The sequence below is a fragment of the Micromonospora sp. DT62 genome, assembly GCF_049847285.1.
Taxonomy (GTDB): Bacteria; Actinomycetota; Actinomycetes; order Mycobacteriales; family Micromonosporaceae; genus Micromonospora; species Micromonospora reichwaldensis.
Map to the genome: position 1 here is coordinate 1 of NZ_JBNCOB010000026.1, position 13,781 is coordinate 13,781.

13 protein-coding genes are annotated in these 13,781 nt (G+C 71.8%); 1 reads left to right on the forward strand and 12 read right to left on the reverse strand.

From position 1 onward, the window contains the following. Window positions 1-477 precede the first annotated feature (477 nt). The 11 genes from ACPXCB_RS25980 to ACPXCB_RS26030 form a co-directional block, all read right to left on the reverse strand. Window positions 478-1,749 (reverse strand): MFS transporter, encoded by a 1,272-nt coding sequence (locus tag ACPXCB_RS25980; RefSeq protein WP_425878260.1) that lies wholly within the window; start codon window positions 1,747-1,749, stop codon window positions 478-480. A gap of 158 nt (window positions 1,750-1,907) precedes the next feature. Further along, on the reverse strand, window positions 1,908-2,165 hold the full coding sequence (locus ACPXCB_RS25985) for a hypothetical protein (RefSeq protein ID WP_425878261.1): 258 nt from the start codon (window positions 2,163-2,165) through the stop codon (window positions 1,908-1,910). A gap of 140 nt (window positions 2,166-2,305) precedes the next feature. Next, window positions 2,306-3,109 carry a 4'-phosphopantetheinyl transferase family protein gene (locus tag ACPXCB_RS25990; protein ID WP_425878263.1) on the reverse strand — a complete coding sequence of 268 codons (804 nt, stop codon included), beginning with the start codon at window positions 3,107-3,109 and terminating at the stop codon, window positions 2,306-2,308. Window positions 3,110-3,113: 4 nt separating this feature from the next. After that, the gene (locus ACPXCB_RS25995) at window positions 3,114-6,350 is read right to left on the reverse strand and encodes a S41 family peptidase (RefSeq protein ID WP_425878265.1); all 3,237 of its coding nucleotides are present in this window, start codon (window positions 6,348-6,350) and stop codon (window positions 3,114-3,116) included. After that, the gene (locus tag ACPXCB_RS26000) at window positions 6,347-6,922 is read right to left on the reverse strand and encodes a hypothetical protein (RefSeq protein WP_425878267.1); all 576 of its coding nucleotides are present in this window, start codon (window positions 6,920-6,922) and stop codon (window positions 6,347-6,349) included. The genes ACPXCB_RS25995 and ACPXCB_RS26000 overlap by 4 nt, the downstream gene beginning before the upstream one ends. Beyond that, complete coding sequence (locus ACPXCB_RS26005) at window positions 6,919-7,368, reverse strand: hypothetical protein (protein ID WP_425878269.1); 450 nt, start codon at window positions 7,366-7,368, stop codon at window positions 6,919-6,921. Before ACPXCB_RS26005 ends, ACPXCB_RS26000 begins: the two co-directional genes overlap by 4 nt. Continuing rightward, on the reverse strand, window positions 7,361-7,822 hold the full coding sequence (locus ACPXCB_RS26010) for a hypothetical protein (protein ID WP_425878270.1): 462 nt from the start codon (window positions 7,820-7,822) through the stop codon (window positions 7,361-7,363). The genes ACPXCB_RS26005 and ACPXCB_RS26010 overlap by 8 nt, the downstream gene beginning before the upstream one ends. Then, on the reverse strand, window positions 7,819-8,337 hold the full coding sequence (locus ACPXCB_RS26015; protein WP_425878272.1) for a hypothetical protein: 519 nt from the start codon (window positions 8,335-8,337) through the stop codon (window positions 7,819-7,821). The genes ACPXCB_RS26010 and ACPXCB_RS26015 overlap by 4 nt, the downstream gene beginning before the upstream one ends. Then, a complete protein-coding gene (locus ACPXCB_RS26020; protein ID WP_393169935.1) occupies window positions 8,334-9,464 on the reverse strand; it encodes an acyl-CoA dehydrogenase family protein in 1,131 nt (376 codons plus the stop codon). Before ACPXCB_RS26020 ends, ACPXCB_RS26015 begins: the two co-directional genes overlap by 4 nt. Next, window positions 9,461-10,069, reverse strand: coding sequence for an acyl-CoA dehydrogenase family protein (locus tag ACPXCB_RS26025; RefSeq protein ID WP_393169937.1), 609 nt, complete (start codon window positions 10,067-10,069; stop codon window positions 9,461-9,463). The genes ACPXCB_RS26020 and ACPXCB_RS26025 overlap by 4 nt, the downstream gene beginning before the upstream one ends. A 28-nt stretch (window positions 10,070-10,097) precedes the next feature. Next, entirely contained in the window at window positions 10,098-10,364 is a 267-nt protein-coding gene (locus ACPXCB_RS26030; RefSeq protein WP_132234309.1) for an acyl carrier protein, read from the reverse strand. 431 nt (window positions 10,365-10,795) lie between these two features. Between ACPXCB_RS26030 and ACPXCB_RS26035 the strand changes: the two genes are divergently transcribed. Then, window positions 10,796-12,667 (forward strand): condensation domain-containing protein, encoded by a 1,872-nt coding sequence (locus ACPXCB_RS26035; RefSeq protein WP_425878274.1) that lies wholly within the window; start codon window positions 10,796-10,798, stop codon window positions 12,665-12,667. 28 nt (window positions 12,668-12,695) lie between these two features. On the opposite strand, the gene ACPXCB_RS26040 is transcribed toward ACPXCB_RS26035, so the two are convergent. Then, window positions 12,696-13,775, reverse strand: a complete 1,080-nt coding sequence (locus tag ACPXCB_RS26040) for a hypothetical protein (RefSeq protein ID WP_425878276.1) — start codon at window positions 13,773-13,775, stop codon at window positions 12,696-12,698. Window positions 13,776-13,781: the final 6 nt, after the last annotated feature.

Consider the following 13,781-nt stretch of genomic DNA (forward strand, 5'->3'; position numbering starts at 1 on the left):
GCCGTCCGCTACGAAGCCACCGTGCACATCGCCGCGATCAACGAGTGGCTGTAACCGACTTCGACACAGGCCCTAGCCCGCCACCAACAGCAACAGCCCCGACGCCTGCTCCCACGGCGTCCTGGTCTCTCGCGACTGCTTGCTGGTTCGCAACGTTTCACGGCGCCTTATGCCCCCTGTGTGCCCCGCAGGACCTCTTGTCTAGGCGGCCAAGGGGACAGCTAGTGCCATGACCACGAACGTTCACGGTGTTGGTTGACATGCCGTCTGGGTCGCCAGGCCGGCATTGTGGTGGCATTCAGGCTGTGGCGGCAGAACCCGTTCTGTGCGGCGGCTCGGTCACCAGGAGGTTCAGGAGGCTGGACGAGCTGCCTGTGTAAGGCGATCGCGGGGGAGTCCTCCAGAGCCAGCCGGGACCACCAGTAGGTCAGTGTGAGGGTCGCGGTGATCGACGCGAGAACCCGCAATGAATGCCGCTCAGCCATCGTCACCGGTTTTCGCCATCGCCGGTTCTGCTGCAGCCTCCGGCTTCGCTGCCGCCGGTCCGGGTCGGGTGGGTAGCAGCACGGCGGCGAGCACCGCGCTGGCCGCCAGCACGCCGATCACGAGCCAGACGGTGGTGGTGAGGGGCAGTTGTTGTCCGGCGATGCTGCCCGCCGAGGCGCCGACGACGGTCGCGGCCATCTCGGCGGCCGAGAAGGCGGATCCGACCCGGCCGAGTTGGCGGTCCGGGGTCTGGCGTTGGACTTGGACCTGGACCAGCATCAGCAGCGCGCCGCCGGGCAGACCGGCCAGGGCGATGAAGACCAGCGCGGCGACGAAGTGGTGGATGAGGAAGAGTCCGGCGAAGCAGAGGGTGATCGCTGCCAGGCAACCGGTGAACGACAGCCAGAGGAGCCCGCTGCGGGACAGTACGTTGCCGGCGTATGCGCTGGCCAGGAAGCCACCGCCGAGTGCCGCCATCAGAACGCCTACATCGCCGGCGTCGCCGCCGAGGACATCGAGGACGTACGGCACCAGAAGCACGTTCAGAGCGGCGTTGGCCGACAGGAAGAGGCTGGAGACGAGGAGCGTCGCGCGGAGTACGGAGTGCCTGAAGAGGAAGGCCAGGCCTTCCCGGACCTGCTCCCAGAAGGCGGCCAGCCAGGAGGACGTGTCCGGCTCGCGCCCATTGTCGGCCACCCGCAGCGGGCCCATTCCGAAGATCAGCACGGCGGAGAGCAGGTACGTCGCGGAGTCGATCAGCACCAGGCCGTCGAAACCCACGAGGGCGTAGAGCGCGCCGCCCAGGGGTGCGCCGGCGAGGCGGACGAGGCCGCTCGCAACCGTGTTCCAGGCGTTCGCCGCTTCCAGGTCACCGCCCCGACCGACGACTGCGGGCACCGCCGCCCGGGCCGCCGGCTGGAAGAAGTGCCCGATCGCGCTCTCGAAGAACATCGCCGTGTAGAGCAGCCACAGCATGCCCGGATCGTCGACCACGAGCAGCGCCAGCACGATGACCATGCGCAGCAGGTCCGCCCCGACCATGACCGCGCGCCGGTCCCACCGGTCGGCCACTACCCCGGCCAGGGGCGCAAAGACGATCGCGGGAAGGGTCTGCGCGACGAAGGCGAACCCACTGCTGAGTGTCGACCCGGTCATCGTGTAGACGTAGACAGGCACCGCGACGATCATCAGCCAGTTGCCCAGGTTGGACAGTAGCGTGCTGGTCCAGAGCAAGCCGAACCGCCGGTTCCTGATGAAAATCACCGCCCACCCTACTTCTCCGTGACCCGCCGCTGGTGACCCACGTCGTTCGCGACGTCGGATGACACGCCGTCTGGAATGCCAGGCCGGTAGTGCGGTGGTGGTCAGGCTGTGGCGGTGGCAGAACTCGTTCGCGTTCGGCGGCTCCGTGACCAGGAGGGTCAGCAGCTGCTGAGGATTACTCGTAGAGGTTCCGGCTCGCCGATCCGACTACGGCGGGCGATGGTGGTGCTCGCCTCGGCCGGCGGGAACACGGTGCCGGCGATCGCTCGTCTCGTGCAGGCCGACGAGGACACAAGGGTCTGCGACACCTCAGCGCACTGATTGCGGATGAGCAAATGTGCCTCGTCTGTCGTTCCTTCGATCGAGACGGTAGTGCTGCCTTGTGCGGTGGCCACGAAGGTCGGCAGATCGTCCACCCAGGGCACGTGGCCAGCTCCGGAATCACCGCCACCTCGGCGTCGTGGAGAAGCGCCGCCGACTTTCCGGACGGCAGCCGGGCGTCGGGTGGTCGCCTGCCCCGCCCCGCCGTTCGGATCGCCCTCCACCGTGGCCGTCGTCATCCGGTGGCCCGGAAAGCACGCTCGCCGGCCACCGGGAAGGACCGCACCGCGCGGACCGGAACGGTGCTGGCAAGCGCCGCCGCGTGACCGGCCGGGGCAGGCAGGTCGTGCAGATGGACAGGAATGCGCGGCCAGCCGGGAACGCTGCCCACCGTGACCGTCGGCCCGCTCACGTCCAGCTGGCCGGGCGGTGCCCGCAGCCCGAATCCCGTCAACTTCATCGCCGCTTCCTTGCGCGTCCAGGCGGTCAGAAACCAGCCGGGCCGATCGGCGGGGGGCACCCGGGCGAACAGCGCCCGTTCATTGGCGGTCAGCGCGACCGCGGCGAGACCGTCGGTGTCCCGGTCCGTGCTCGACCGCTCGACGTCCACCCCGATCAGGCCGACTCCGGCCACCGCCAGCAGCACCCAGTCCTCGGTGTGCGAGACGGAGTAGTCGACCTGGGGATCAGCGAACCTGGGCCGGCCGTGCGTCCCCGCGCAGTACTGGCAGTCGCGGTCGATGCGCACCTGGGCCGGCGGTACGCCGAGATAGCGGGAGCCCAACCGGCGCTGGGCCGCGCGGGAGGTCACGAAGACGTCCCGCGCCGGCGAGCCGAGCAGGCCCTCGGCCCGGCGGCGCTCGGCCGGGTCGAGCAGGTCGACGCGACCGCCACCTGGCCGGACCGGCACCCACCAGGTGTGCGGCTGTCCGGCCGCGGGCACGTTCGGCGGGCCCGGGACGATAGCGGGCGGCGGGCCGTCCGGCGCGGCGGGCAGCACGGCGGTCGCCGGCGGTGCTCCGAGGTCTCCGACCGTCACTGGGTCACCCGACCAACCTGGAGCGGGTCGACAGCGCTGCCAACGGTCGCGCGGTCGGCCGGGCCGACGCCGGCTGCCCGAGGCCGGCCAGCAGATGCGCGACGGCGGCGGCGAGCTGGGGGTCGGCCCCGGCCAGCACGCCCTGCGGCGGGTCCGGCACGACGACGTCCGGCTCGACGCCGTGGTTCTCCAGGCCGGCACCGATGCCGTCGAAGACGTAACAGAACTCCGGTTGCGTGGTGACCGTGCCGTCGACCAACTCGTGGCGTGGCCAGGTGGCGATGGTGCCGCCCCAGGTCCGGTTCCCGATCAGCGGCCCCAGGCCGAGCTGCCGAAACATGTGGCTGAAGATCTCCCCGTCCGATCCGGTGTGCTCGTTGATGAGCACCGCCATCGGGCCACGCGGCGACTCGACCGGGTACGGGGTGGCGCCGCTCCAGCGCCCGTGTTCGGCGCCACCACGGCGCCGGGCAAGCCGGTCGAGCAGCAACGGCGAGACCTGTCCGCCGCCGTTGAAGCGCACGTCCACCACCAGCCCGTCCCGGTCGAGCTCGGAGAGGAAGCCCCGGATGAAGTCGGCGTAGCCGGTCCGGAACATGTCCGGCACGTGCAGGTAGCCGAGCCGGCCCCGCGAGGTGGATGCGACCAGGGCGCGGTTGCCCTCCACCCAGTCACGGTAGCGGGCCCGGCCCTCGGCCCGGATCGCCCGCACGCACACCCGGCGCGGGGCGGCGCCGTCGCGCAGCACCGTCAGCTCGACCTCTCGGTCGGCCTGGCCGACCAGCAGTTCCCCCGGCCCGGCCGGGCCGACGGGTTGCCCGTCGATGGCCACCACCGCGTCACCCGGGCGCAGGTCGACACCGGGCCGGTTGCACGGCGAGGTGGCATCGGGGTTCCACGGGTCACCGCGCAGGATGCGCTGGATGCGCCACTGTGCCGGCGGATCGCCGACCCCGCTGGTGGTGGCGCTCCAGTCCACTCCGAGAAACCCCTGCGCCTGCTCGACAGGCCGGCGGTAGTCACCACCGTGTTCGTAGGCGTGCGAGGTGGCCAGCTCGCCCTGCAGTTCCCAGAGCAGGTCGGAGAGCTCCGAACGGCACCCGACCAGATCCACCAGGGGCAGGTAGCGCTGGTACAGCCCGTCCCAGTCCAGCCCGGACATCTCGGCGTGCCAGAAGCTCTCCCGCTGCAGCCGCCAGGTCTCGCGGTACATCTGCCGCCACTCCGCGGCCGGCCGGATCGACACCCGCAGCCGGGTCAGGTCGATCCAGCCGTTCTTCCGGGTCGGCGGGGCGCACCGGGCGTACGGGTCGTCGTCGGCGTCCTCCGCCTCCTCGGCGGCGAGCACCCGCAGCCGGTCACGCACCTGGCAGAGCAGCGTGCCGCCGTCCGGGCTGGCGCTGATGTCGTCGACCCCGAGCAACTGCTCCTCGGTGACCTCCGCGGTCTGCAGGTCGACCACGGTGACCATGCCGACCGGGGCAGCGTCCGGCTTGACCGGGTCCGGCGCGGTGACCGGCACGGTGTGCAGGAGCACCCGGTCGGGCAGTCCGACGATGCTGGCGTACCGCCCCTCCGGCACCGGGAACCCGACGATCCGGCGATCGATGTCGGTGAGGTCTATCTCGACGAACGGCGGTCCGGCTCCGGCCTCGGTGCCCCGCCGCGCACCGTCGACGGGCCGCGGCACGAACGGCGACGCCTCGGTGGCCCGCAAGGTCACCAGGTACGGCCGGTTGCCGAAGGGGAAGCCGACGTCGAAGCGCACCTGGTCGTGCTCGGGGGTGAGGTCGCGCTGGCCAAGGAAGTAGAGGTAGCGCCCGGCCGGGTCGAACGCCGGCCGGCTGTCGCGCAGCACCGGTCGGGTGACCTGGAACGAGCGCCGCAGCGCCACCTCCGCCAGCTTGATCGCCGAGGTGCGCGGCGTGACCGGGAACGTGTAGGCGAGCCACCGGCCATCCGGCGACCAGGCCAGGTCCTCGATCCGCTCGAACGCACTGCTGTCCAGCAACCGCGGTGTCGGCAGCACGCTGTCGGTGTCCAGCAGCCACAGCTGCTGGCGGTTGGTGGCGAAGGCCACCTGGCCGGACGCCGACGAGGCGACCAGCTCGGTGACGCAGCCGATGTCGGTGAGCGGGATCTCCACCGAGGCGGTCCCGCCCTCGGCCGGGAAGAGCACCAGCCGCTCGTCCGGTCGGTCGTCGGCGGCGACCGCGACCAGCCGGCGGCCGTCGGCCAACCAGCTCAGCAACCGGTGCCGCGTCCCCTCGGCGGTGCCGTGTCGGCGCACCGGGCCGGACCAGTGCGCCATGGTGAACGCCTTGCCCCGCGCGACGAGGGCCAGGTTGGTGCCGTCCGGGCTGAGGCGGGCGCTGTCGAGGAACTCGGCGGCCGGGACGATCCGCCGGGCCTGCTGGTGGCGCGAGCTCGCCAGTGAGACGTCGAGCCGCCGGGGCGCGTCACCAGGGGCGTCCAACGCGTACAGCCGGGCACCGGCGTGGTAGACGAGCCGCTGTCCGTCGGTGCTCAGACCACGGGCGTAGAAGTCGCGGTGTCCGGTGTGCCGGGTCAGCGCGCTGCCGTCCGGCCGGCACGAGTAGACGTTGCCGGTGCCCTCGTGGTCGCTGATCAGAAAGATCCGGTCGCCGACCCAGCACGGGTTGGCCACGTTGCCGGGCAGCGCCAGCCGGGTGAAGGAGCCGCTGCCGTCGTGGTCGACCCAGAGTTCACCGGCGGCGCCCCCGGTGTACCGCTTGCGGCGGGCCGGGTCGGCGAGGTTGCGCCCGATCACCAGCGCGCCGCCGGGGCCGTACGAGAGGGTGCTGGCCCCGCCGTGGTCGAGCAGCCGGGTCGGCCCGCCGTCGACCCCGACGGCGAAGAGCCGGTAGCCGAAGCCGGTCGGCTGCTCGGCGGTGCTGGCGTAGATGATCTCGTCGTGGTGCGGGTGCCAGCCGACCACCACGCACCGGGCCGCCTGGAAGGTGAGCCGGCGGGCCGGGCCGCCGGCCAGCGGCAGCAGGTAGACCTCGCTCGGTCCGTCGTCCGAGCCGACGAACGCCACCAGCTTGCCGTCCGGGGACAACCGGGGGTGGGCGTACTCGGCGCCGCCGGCGGTCAGCCGGCTCGCCGCTCCACCCGCGTACGGCACTCGCCACAGGTCGTCCCCGGCGGTGAACACCACGGTGTCGTCGGCGACGGTGGGGAACCGCAGGTAGCCTCCGGTCGCGCCATCGGTGTTCACCGGGCGCGCTGGGTCATCGCGCGGATCCGCTCGGCGACCGCGGCGCGGCGGTCCTCGACCTGGGACCGCTGCGCCTGCGCGTCCTGCTGGTTCTCCGACCAGTAGCAGGCGGTGCGCCACTGCCCCACGGTGTACGAGTCGTAGGCGCAGCGCACCCGGCGCTGCGCGGCCAGGTTCTCCGAGGACAGCAGCATGGTGTTGTGTTCGAGCACCTGGTTCACCACGACCCGCATGTTCAACTCGGTACGCAGGAAGGTGTGCGCGGCGGCCACCGCCGCGGCGCCGAAGGCCCCCCGGAACCGGGGCAGGATCCCGAACGACAGCTCGCAGCACTGGCTGCGCCAGTCGATGGTGGTGATCCAGGCGAACCCCACCACCTGCTCGCGCGGGCCGCAGAGGGTGAAGTGCCGCTTGATGTCGTGTTCCTCGGTGATACCCACCCGCTGGCGGTGCTCCAGCGCGTCGTCGCCGGTGACGACCGCGTAGTCGGTGAGGTTCGCCTGGAACCGCGACTCGCGCATCAGCGCGGTCCGGATGGGGATGTCGGCCTCGGTGAGATGCCTGACCGTCACGAACGGCACGTGTCCTCCCCACGGACGAAGTACACCGACACATCCTGGTAGGCGCCGGACTGGTAGCGGTGCTCGCGCAAGGTGCCGACCCGGGTGAACCCACAGTCGTGCAACGCGAGCACCGGCGGGCTGTCCGCCGGCACCAGGGCGACGAACGAGGTGCACCGCTGAAAGTTGCCGAGGAAGTCGAGGAAAGCGCGTAGCGGCTCGGGATCGGGCGAGGTGCTCGCCACGTACGCCTGGCGTGGCTGTTCCTCGTTGGGCAGGTAGCCCAGCAGCGTGTCACCGGTCCGGAAGACCTGCGCGCCCAGCCGGGTCAGCTCGCGGACCAACAGGGCGTGGTTCTGGGTGACCGGGTCGACGCCGAGGAAACCCCGGGCCGCCCCGGGTACCGCCGCCAGCGCCGAGGCGGCGGCTGCGGTGTCGAGTCGCTGAATCTCAGTCATGGCGTACCGCTCCCCAGATTTGCCGGTCGACGGGACGGCCGGCGAACCACCGGCCGGCCGGGACCGTCGCCTCGCCGATGAACCCGGCGTCCTGCAACAGGTCCACCGGCGCGGCCGCCGCCGGGGTCACCCAGCCGTACAGCCGGTGCAGGTTGAGCACCCGGAAGCCGTGCGAGACGGCGGTCTTGAGCAGCGCCGGGACCAGGTCCTCGGCGCCCGGCTGCACGCCGATCTCCAACCGGGCCCGGCGGTGCACCCAGTCCAGCTCGGCGAAGCGGACGAAGGCCGCTCCCGGCAGCACGCACAGCTCCACGGTGTTGTCCTTCGGCGCCTCGACCGCCGCAGGCATCACCATCGCCGGTGCCTGCTCCAGCGGCATGCCGACCAGTTCGCCGGCGAGCCACGGCCCGGTCAGCAGCGGCAGGTCGGTACTGCGGTACCCGCGCAATGTCATGATGTCGGCACCCAGATCTGCGAGAAGAAGACGTACCCGTACCGGCGCCCCTCGTGCACGACCACGTCGGCGAGGGTGCCCTCCTCGGTCAGCCCGGCCGCCCGGGCCGCCTCGAGCCCGGCCTGGTCGTACTCGCCCACCAGGACGGAGATCCGGACCACCTCGCGCCGCCAGCGCAGCGCCCGCACCGCCTCGTCGTAGGCCTGGCACCACCAGCTCGGCGGGGCGCCGGAACGCAGCCGCAGGTGCAGTTGGTAGTGGCAGCCGTGCTCGGCGCCAACCGCTTCGGTGGCGAACAGGCCCACCGGCTCACCGTCGGCGAGCAGCACCTCGGTCTCGGTGCCGAGCAGATCGAGCAGTTCCCACTCACCGCGGGTGTCCGGTTGGGCCGTGCGGAAGTAGAAGTCCGGCTCGGTGAACATTCCCAGCACCTGGTCGCGGTCCGCCTCGGCGAAGGCCCGGGTGGACCAGCGCGGTGTGCGTACCCCGTCCAGCGGCGTCGCGGTCATCGTCATGACGTCGGCCTCCGGGTGGCGATGCCGTGCGTGATGTGCAGGCGCAGGATGTTGCTGGTGCCGTCCATGAACTCGAAGGCGCGCACGTCACGGCACCACTTCTCGAGCAGCGGGTGCAGCAGCAGGGAGCCCGGGCCGAGCGCGTTCGCCGCCCAGCCGGTGACGTGGACGGCCAGGTCGGTGGCGTGCAGCTTGGCGATCGACGGCGTCCGACGGTCGTCCGGCGAAAGGTCGACTTCGTTCGCGGCGTCGTAGAGCAGGGCCCGCGCCGCCGCGAGCCGGGCGGTGGTCAGCTCGTGCCCGGACCAGCCCGGCCGCTGTTCGCAGACGTAGTCGCGGGCGGCGAAGGCCACCCCGAGCGCCATCGCGGCGATCTGGATCCGCATCACGTTGAAGGTCCGGCTCGCGCCCCAGATCCCACGGCGGGACGCCGGCAGGTGGGCGCCGAGCAGCATCTCGCGCGGCACGTGCACCCCGTCGAAGGAAAGCTCGCTGATCCGCGCGCCGCGCAGCCCGGTCATCTCCAGCGCGTGGCCGGCGAAGCCGGGGGTCGGGCAGCTCAGGATGGCCGCCCTGATCGACAGCGGGGAGCGGCCGGTCCGGGCGAACACCACCCCGGTCGCACCCCGGGAGCCGTTGCCGACGTACCGCTTGGCGCCGAAGAGGCGGTAGTCGCCGTCGGGGTCCGCGTCGAGGCGGGTCTCCATCGCGGTCGCGTCGCTGCCGCGGGCGTCCTCGGTCATCGCGAAGAAGGTCCAGGTCCGGCCGTCGGCGATGGACTCGTAGAAGAACTGCTGCTGGGCCTCGCTGCCGAGCGCGTCCACGGCGATGCCGGCGAGCGCCGGGCCGGTGTTGGCGGTCAGCAGGCCGGCGTCACCGCAGGCCAGCTCGAGGCTGGCCACCGCGCGGGACAGGCAGCTGTCGGTGTACTCGCCCTGCCAGCCGGACGGGTCCTGGAAGCGTTTGGGGGTGCTGGCCGCCCGGACCATCGCCAACGCCGGCGAGTCCAGGTGCCCGGTCATGTCCTCCGGGTCGACGTCGACCGACAGGGCCCGCGAGCGCAGGTCCGTCGCCGCGTCCCGGCACTGGTCCCGTAGGGCGCGCAGTGGCGGATCCAGCTCGATCATGAGACACCTTCCCGGGGGAGCCAGCAGTTCGCGGTCAGTTGGGCCACGTACGCGCCGCGGGTGGGGGTGCCGGCGACGTATCCGCTGGCGCCCAGCAGCTTGGCGGCCTCCCAGTCCAGGGTGGTCACCCGGTCGTGCACGTCGAGCACCGCGGCCGGGACCGTGCCGGAGACCCGCAAGGACCGGCGGGCCGCCTCGACGGCGGTCTGCACGTCCGCCAGTACGCCCAGCACCAGCTGTTTGCGAATGGTGGGCTCCCCGCCGACCGTCCGGCCGGAGAGGTACTCCACGGCCCACTCCAGCAACCGTCGGGTGACGCCCAGCCGGACCGCGCCCAGGTGCGCGCAGAACTGGGTGAGCTGCCCGTCGGCGAGGCCGGGGTGGTCGTCGGTGGTGGCGAAGCTGATGCCCTCCTGACCGGCCATCCGATGCCCGACCGTCGAGGCGGGCGTGGTCGCCCAACCGGCGGGCAGGGCGGCGGTGGGAACGGCGGCGACCCGGCCCGGCGGCGTGATGCCCGGCGCCGCGGCGAGCGCCACGGCCAGCCCGGCGGCCAGCCCGGCGGAGTACGCCGTCTGCTCGCACTCGTCGATCATGTCCCGCATGCGGTCCTCCTGTGCCTGCCGCGAACGGCTAACGGGCGACGTCCACCTGTTGCAGGCGGGTCTGGATGTAGTCGGCGAAGGAACCGACCGACTGGAACACCTCCGGCTCCAGCGATTCGGGATCGACGTCGAGCTGGAGGGTGTCCTCAAGGCTCATTATCAGCTCAATGAAGCGAATCGAGTCGATTTCCAGGTCCTCAAGGATCTGCGTCTCGGCGGAGAGCTCGGGCAGTTCCCGGTTGAGCACCACCGACAGCGAGATCCGCAGGTGCTCGATGATCTCCGAACGTTCCATTGACCTGATCCTTCCCTTGTGCGGATTGATGGTGCATGGCCGGCGAAGCCACCTTCAGGCAGCTCACCGGCCATGCCACCGAACCCTCTGAGATTTAGAGGGAGTTCTTCGCAGCGGCCTTCGCGGCAGCCTTCGCAGCGGCCTTCGCAGCGGCCTTCGCGGCAGCCTTGGCAGCGGCCTTGGCAGCGATCTTCGCCATGGTAATCACTCCTTATCCGGGTTTTGCTGAACCAGTCTCCCGAGCCTGTTGGATCGGTACGCAGAGATTTGCCGACCAGGCCACCCGGTGTCAATAGCGTCGGAGAAACTGCCCGCCGCCGCCCGATGGCAGCTCTTTGCCGTCAATTATTGTCACCGGCACTGACTAGCCGAAACATTTCCGGCGACCCGATCATATGGGCGGACGAACGCGGGAAGAGGAGTCAGATTCTGTGGAGAAGAGCGCGAATCTCTGCTGGGGCCAGCGCTACCACTGGCTCCGGTACCAGCACGTACCCGCCGGGGCCCGGCACGACGCACACATCGTCGCCAACTGCCCGCTGCCGGAGGGCATCTCGGTCGCCGATCTGCGCGCCGCGATCAACCACCTGGTCCGCCGGCACGAGGCGCTGCGTACCGTCATCCTCGCCGATCCGGCGGGTTGGCCGCAGCAGCGGGTCCAACCGCCCGCGCCACTGCCGGTACGGCTGGTGTCGACCGAGTCGGACGGCACCCCGGCCCCGGCCGCGGTGGTCGCGGAGCTGACCGTCGCCGACTTCGACCTGACCCGGGACTGGCCGATCCGGGCCTGCGTGGTCACCACCGGTGGCCGGCCCCGGCGCCTCGTGGTGGTGCTCAACCACATCGCCTTCGACGACTGGAGCCTGAACACCTTCCGTCGCGAGTTCGAGGCGATGCTCGCCGCGATCACCGCCCGCCGCCGGGCGGTGTTGCCGCCGGTGGCGCATCAGCCGGTGGACCTCGCCCGGCAGGAGTCGAACCGCGACGGCGCGGCGAACGCCGCCGAGCTGGCGCACTGGCGCCGGGAGATCGAGCGGCTGCCGGCGGACGTCTTCGCCTCCCGGCGGTCCACCGCCCCCGGGCCGGGCACCGCGTTCAGCGCGTCGATCACCTCACCGGGGCTGCTGGCGGCCTGCCGGGAGATCGCGGCGCGGCACGGCTGCTGGCCGTCGGCCGTCCACCTGGCCTGCTACGCGATACTCACCGCCGGCTACACCGGCGAGGCGTCGGTCCCGTTCAGCTGGCTCACCAGCCACCGTGAGGCCAGCCAGCACATGTCCGTGATGACGTGCATGTTCTCCCCGACGGTGGTTTCCGTGCAGCTGGCCGACGATCCGCCGTTCAGCGAGTTGCTGCGCCGCACGGCGGACCGGGTGGAGCAGGCGCAGCGGCACGCCTACGTGCCGTACGACGAGATCACCGAGCTGATCGCGGCCGAGAGCTTCCGGCGCGGCCAGCCGGTGCGGATCGCCTCGGAGGTGAACTTCCTGAGTTACGCCCCGCGCTCCTGCGGGGCTCGCCGGGACCGGTTCGCCTGGAACACCCCGCCGGCGGCCTGGGCGCAGGCCGGTTCGGACAGCTACCTCGGAATCTACGAGTGGCGCGACGGGGTGACGGTGGCCCTGCACGCCCAGTCGGCGGTGCTGCCCGCCGAGGCGGTGGAGCGGTTCCTGCGCGGTCATGTCCGGCTGATCGAGGCGCACCGCGACCCCTCGGTGGACCTGCGGGTCAGCGAGGTGGCCCGGGAGCTGGGATTCGCCCCGCCGGCCCACCGCGAACTGGTCCGGGTCGGGTCGGACGCGGTGTGCGTCGAGGCGACCCGGGCCGCGCTGCGCTCGCATCCCGCGGTGGTCGACGCGCGGGTGCAGGTGCGCACGGGCGAGCTGGTCGCCCGGGTACGGACCCGGGCTCCGCTCACCCCGGCCGAGCTGCGCACGCATGTCCTCGGCACGATGTACGACCGGCCGGCGGTGCGTTGCCCGGACCGGTTGGAGCTCGTCGACGCCGGGGACGGGGACGTCGACACCGACTCGCACGCCGACCTCGATCGCCCGGCGACGACGGTCGGCGGCCGGTCGCCCGGGCCCGCCGAGGAGCTGCTCACCGAGGTGGTCGCCCTGGTCAACGAGCTGGCCGCCGTGGACGGCTCGGACAGCTACACGGCCGCCGGCGGCCGGGCTCTGCGGGTGCCCCGCACCCTGTCCGCGCTGCGCGAGCGGGGCTGGGTCGGGATCTCGCCGGATCAGCTGGCCAGCGCCCGGCCGTTGCGGACGCTGGCAGCCCGGCTGACCCGGGTGGGCTGAGCCGGTCCCCGCGCCGGCCCGGCGGGCATCAGGTGCCGAGCGGGGACCCGGTGGCGAAGCGGGTGGCCACCTGCACGCCGGCCTGGAAGCGGCTGACCGAGCCGAGACTGCGCAGCAGCGCGGCGATGTGTCGGCGGCAGGTGCGCACCGACATCCCGAGCCGGCGGGCCACCGCCTCGTCGGTGAGGCCCTGGGCCATCAGCAGCGCGATCGAGCGTTGCAGGTCGTCGGCGACCTCGTCGGCGTAGCCGGCCTCGTCCGCGGCCAGCGGTGCCGCGCCCTCCCAGAGCTGGTCGAACATCTCGATGAGGTACCGCACCACGTTCTCGTCGCGGACCCGGTGCCCCGTGGGCAGCAGTCCGTCGGCGGACGTCCCGAACACCACCGCGAGCGAGCGGTCGAAGACCACCGAGGCCTGCGGGACCTGGCTGATGGTCCGGATCGCCGCGCCGCCGTCGATCAACCGCCGGGACTTGGCCCGGGAGGCGAAACCGGCCCGGCTGCGGTGCGGCGAGATGATCCGGACGGAGACGCCCCGGTCGAGCACGCCGTGACAGGCCTCGAGGAGCCGGTCGAGCACCTCGTCGTCGTCGTGGCTCGGCCGCAGCACGACGAGTTCGTCGCGGCACACGTCAGCGGCCTGCTTGAGCAGGCCGCGCAGCTCCGCCACGCCTTCGAGCCGGTCGATCGAGCCGCCGGGCACCACGGCGGAGTCCCTTGCGCCGGCGATCGAGTCGATCCGCTCGCGCAGCTGGTCGGCCAGCTCCCGCTGCTGGTAGATCGCGCGTTCGATAGGTGAGACCAGCAGGGTGGCGGCATACTGCGGGTCGACCGGGACCAACCGGCCGCCGACCGCGCCGTCGGTACGTAACAGGCGCAACTCGACGAGCTGCATGATCGTCGAGACCACTTCGTGTCCGGTCCAGCCGAGTTCCACCGCCACCCGGTCGAACCCGGACGGCGCAATCGCGCCGTGTCGCACTATATAGTGATACACTTCGATGCATTGCGCGTTCGCGCGATCCTGGGCGTCGATGCCGTCGTCCTCGACGAGGCGTCCGCCGAAGCGGGGCGTCCAACTGAACCGCGACAGAGCCTCTGTCGACATCCGCTG

Bases quoted from the DNA above. Each gene is read 5' to 3' on its own strand.
- ACPXCB_RS26005 (WP_425878269.1), bottom strand. From the start codon at position 7,368: ATGACTGAGATTCAGCGACTCGACACCGCAGCCGCCGCCTCGGCGCTG.
- ACPXCB_RS26010 (WP_425878270.1), bottom strand. From the start codon at position 7,822: ATGACATTGCGCGGGTACCGCAGTACCGACCTGCCGCTGCTGACCGGG.
- ACPXCB_RS26015 (WP_425878272.1), bottom strand. From the start codon at position 8,337: ATGACGATGACCGCGACGCCGCTGGACGGGGTACGCACACCGCGCTGG.
- ACPXCB_RS26020 (WP_393169935.1), bottom strand. From the start codon at position 9,464: ATGATCGAGCTGGATCCGCCACTGCGCGCCCTACGGGACCAGTGCCGG.
- ACPXCB_RS26025 (WP_393169937.1), bottom strand. From the start codon at position 10,069: ATGCGGGACATGATCGACGAGTGCGAGCAGACGGCGTACTCCGCCGGG.
- ACPXCB_RS26030 (WP_132234309.1), bottom strand. From the start codon at position 10,364: ATGGAACGTTCGGAGATCATCGAGCACCTGCGGATCTCGCTGTCGGTG.
- ACPXCB_RS26040 (WP_425878276.1), bottom strand. From the start codon at position 13,775: ATGTCGACAGAGGCTCTGTCGCGGTTCAGTTGGACGCCCCGCTTCGGC.